This is a genomic window from uncultured Catenibacterium sp. (assembly GCF_900540665.1).
Taxonomy (GTDB): Bacteria; Bacillota_I; Bacilli_A; order Erysipelotrichales; family Coprobacillaceae; genus Catenibacterium.
Window position 1 is genome coordinate 1 of the sequence record NZ_UQGV01000109.1, and the last position, 4,151, is coordinate 4,151.

Genomic DNA, 4,151 nt, shown 5'->3' on the forward strand with positions numbered 1-4,151 from the left:
TGTGTTATACAGACAAAATGAAAGGGGTTACTTTATGGAAAAGACACTAGAATATGCAGGAATTAAAAACTATACAGGAAAAGCACATTATAATTTATGTCCTGCTAAATTAGTAGAATATGCTTTAAAGCGTAAAGAAGGATTACTAACTGACCAGGGTGCGTTAGTTGTTAAAACAGGAAAATATACAGGTCGTTCTCCACATGATAAATTTATTGTAGATACACCAGAGGTACATGAACAGATTGCCTGGGGTGATGTCAATGTAGCTATGAGTGTAGAACACTACAACTCATTAAAAGAAAAAGTATTGAATTATATGAGTGACAAGGAATTATTCGTATTTAAAGGCTTTGCAGGAGCTGATAAGAAGTATCGTCGTAAATTCACTGTCATTAATGAACTCGCATGTCAGAACCTTTTTATTCATCAATTACTCATTAGACCTACAAAAGAGGAATTAGATAATTTTGGTTTAACAGATTATACAATTCTCGTTGCACCAGGATTCCACTGCGTTTCTGAAGTGGATCATACCAACTCAGAAGCAGCTATCGTTATTAACTTTACAGAACGTACAGTTATTATTGTTGGTTCACAATATTCAGGAGAAATAAAAAAATCAGTCTTCACAATCATGAACTACTGCATGCCTTTACAGGAAAACATTCTACCTATGCACTGTTCAGCTAATATGGATCCTCGTACTGGTGAAACAGCTATTTTCTTTGGCTTATCAGGTACAGGTAAAACAACACTTTCTACAGACCCTAATAGAATGCTGATAGGTGATGATGAACATGGATGGAGTGAAGAAGGTATCTTCAACTTTGAAGGAGGATGTTATGCGAAAACAATTAACTTATCTCCTACAGGAGAACCAGACATCTATCGTGCTATCCGTTTTGGTTCAGAATTAGAAAATGTTGTTGTAGATGCAAAAACAAGACAGCCAGACTATGATGATGGAACACTTACAGAAAATACACGTGTAGGTTATCCTATTGAATATATTCAAAATGCCCAGATTCCAGGGGTAGGAGGCGTTCCTAACGTTGTCATTTTCTTAACAGCAGATGCCTTTGGTGTATTACCACCTATTTCTAGACTTGACCATGATGCCGCAATGTATCAGTTCGTTACTGGATTCACATCTAAAGTTGCAGGTACAGAAAGAGGTATTAGTGAACCACAGCCTACATTCTCTACACTATTTGGTGAACCATTTATGCCTCTAGAACCAAGTATCTATGCACAATTACTTGGTTCACGTCTAGAAGCCTATGGTACAAAGGTATACCTTGTAAACACTGGATGGAATGGTGGACCTTATGGTATTGGTTCACGTATGAAATTATCATATACACGTGCCATGGTCACTGCTGCAGTCAATGGTTCATTAGATAATGTCATCTATTACTATGATTCACGTTTTAATCTTCATGTCCCTCAATCATGTCCTGGTGTACCAGAATATGTATTAAACCCTAAGGATACATGGGCTAACAAGGAAGCGTATGAGGATATGGCCAATGAACTTGCTATGATGTTTGAAGCAAACTTTAATACTAAGTATCCACATATGCCAGAAAATATTAGAAAAGCAGGACCACATCCTAAGAAATAAAAGCCACTTTATGTGGCTTTTTTGGAGGTTTTATGAGAGAAATAGGTAAGAGTAGAATAGAATATCCAGATACTTATATCGTGGTAGATATAGAAGCAACAGGATTAAATCCTGAAACAGAAAGACTTATAGAAGTTGCAGCTATTAAGTATGTCAACCATAAAGAAGTGGCACGCTTTAGTGAACTCATTAACCCTTTAAGAGATCAATTACCTGTAGACTTACTAGATAAGGATAAGACTATTTATATAAGTGATTTTATTGAGAATCTCACTGGCATTTCTAATCGTATGTTACATGATGCAAGAGGAGAAAAAGATGTTCTTAGAGAATATATTAAGTTTATAGGGAATGATGTGATCATTGGTCATAATGTTCGCTTTGATATTCGTTTCATCTATGATGCGCTTCTAAGAGATTATGGAGTCCTCTTTCAAAATGATTATATTGATACATTGAAGATTGCAAGAAAACTATTACATAAAGATTTGAAACGCTATAGACTCAAGGATCTTGCAGATCATTATCATATTGATTATTCTCATGCACATCGTGCAGTGAATGATTGTGAAATCACGCATGATGTATATGAAATGATGATGGAAGATATCTTTAATAACTTTGGGACAATAGAGAATTATCGTAAGAAAAGAAAGAATAAGAAATAGAAAGGATGATCATAAGATGTTTGTTGAAGAAGCTGAACTAGAAAGAGATAAACAATTATTAGAATTACGTGCAAGTGTATTGGAATCGGAAGAAGAAAGATTAAGTGGACAACCTGCAATGAGTATTTCTGAAGCAAGAATTGCACTTGATAAGAGAATTGATATATTGAGATTAAAAGGCTTGCAAAAGTGACTTCAACTGTTAATATTGTATATAATTGTTATATATACTAATTGGAGATAGAAAGGAAAAGAACTAACATGAACAAAATCGCAAGCTTTACAGTGAATCATTTAACTTTATTACCAGGTATTTATGTATCTAGAAAAGATAAGGTAGGGGAAGAAGTTATCACTACTTTTGATATTCGTATGACAGCACCTAACAGAGAACCTGTTATTAATACAGCTGAAATCCACACTATGGAACATTTAGGTGCTACTTTCTTAAGAAATCATAAGGAATGGGCTGAAAAAGTTATTTACTTTGGTCCTATGGGATGTCGTACAGGATTCTATATGATTCTTGCAGGAGATTTAGAATCTAAGGATGTTGTAGGATTAGTGACTGAAATGTTTACTTTCATGGCTGAATTCGAAGGTGATGTTCCAGGTGCTGCAGCAAGAGATTGTGGTAACTATCTTGATATGAACTTACCTCTTACTAAAATTGTTGCTAAAAGATTCTTAGATAACACTCTTAAGAATATTACAGAAGAACATTTAGTATATCCAGACTAAGACTTCCCTGGAAGTCTTTTTAACTGTACGTACATATATTGATTAATTACTTACTTGTATGTATACTAATAAAGAGAGGTATTACTATGCATTTATTTCTGACAAGCTCAAACTTAACATTAAATGGTCAATATATTAATGAAGAGAATGGTTTCCGTTCTCTTCTTTTTGATGTTCTTCCACATCATATTCGTTGTCTTTATATAGCATCTGATCCAATTGATACGACTCATAATGATGAATGGGGAAATTACCAAAAGAAAGCCTTGATGAATAGTCATTTCTTAGTAGATACATTTACTATTCTGGATGATCGAAACAAAGAGAAGACAGAAGAACTAGTGAAAGAATCAGATCTTATCATACTTGGAGGAGGGCATGTTCCTACTCAAAACAAGTTCTTTAGAGAAATCCACTTAAAGAAGTATTTAAAGGAGTATGAAGGTGTGATAGTAGGTGTCAGTGCAGGTTCTATGAACTGTGCTAAGACTGTATACGCCATGCCTGAACTTCCGGGAGAATATCTTGATAAGAAGTATCAAAGATATCTTCCGGGATTAGAACTCACCCAAACAATGATCATTCCTCACTATAATGAAATACATGATGATTGTTTGGATGGTGTTCATATATTCAAAGATATAGCTTATCCTGATAGTGCCAAAAGAACATTTATAGTATTAGTGGATGGCAGCTTTATACATATTCATGAAGGAAAAGAAGTCATTTATGGGTTATCTTATAAAATAGAAAAAGGAAAACAATCACTTATACAAGAAAAAGATTGTATGTTCACATTGGATTCATAAAGAGGGGCTATATTATAAATGTATTAAGAAACTCCCTTAAAAAATATCTTAATACACAAGAGCAAAAGAAAATTGTTTTTAACTCTCCCCTTAAAACATAATTGTATACAAAAATGACGTTTCAATGCGAAGCGTCTTTTTTGTATATATTTGCGATTGAATGTATATAATATAAGTGATGAAAATATAAAAAGGGGTGTGTTTTATATTACTGCAATGTCCACTCATCTATATGCAAGAATTGAATCTAAAGTAAAGTCTTCTAAGAGAATAGTTGATATGAGTGTATTATCAGAAGAAGAGTTG

5 protein-coding genes are annotated in these 4,151 nt (G+C 33.8%); all 5 read left to right on the forward strand.

Annotation, left to right across the window (positions count from 1 at the left end; genetic code table 11):
* The first annotated feature begins 34 nt into the window (after positions 1-34).
* The 5 genes from pckA to QZQ55_RS10595 all read left to right on the forward strand — a co-directional run bounded on the left by pckA (position 35) and on the right by QZQ55_RS10595 (position 3,845).
* Entirely contained in the window at positions 35-1,627 is a 1,593-nt protein-coding gene (gene pckA, locus QZQ55_RS10575; RefSeq protein WP_298092503.1) for a phosphoenolpyruvate carboxykinase (ATP), read from the forward strand.
* A 32-nt stretch (positions 1,628-1,659) separates the two neighbouring features.
* Entirely contained in the window at positions 1,660-2,295 is a 636-nt protein-coding gene (locus tag QZQ55_RS10580; RefSeq protein ID WP_295093151.1) for a PolC-type DNA polymerase III, read from the forward strand.
* Between the two features lie 16 nt (positions 2,296-2,311).
* The gene (locus QZQ55_RS10585) at positions 2,312-2,488 is read left to right on the forward strand and encodes a hypothetical protein (protein ID WP_195921047.1); all 177 of its coding nucleotides are present in this window, start codon (positions 2,312-2,314) and stop codon (positions 2,486-2,488) included.
* A gap of 68 nt (positions 2,489-2,556) precedes the next feature.
* On the forward strand, positions 2,557-3,036 hold the full coding sequence (locus QZQ55_RS10590) for an S-ribosylhomocysteine lyase (protein WP_006504607.1): 480 nt from the start codon (positions 2,557-2,559) through the stop codon (positions 3,034-3,036).
* An 86-nt stretch (positions 3,037-3,122) separates the two neighbouring features.
* Positions 3,123-3,845: a Type 1 glutamine amidotransferase-like domain-containing protein gene (locus QZQ55_RS10595; protein ID WP_295093153.1), complete on the forward strand. Its 723-nt coding sequence runs from the start codon at positions 3,123-3,125 to the stop codon at positions 3,843-3,845.
* The last annotated feature ends 306 nt before the right edge of the window (positions 3,846-4,151 follow it).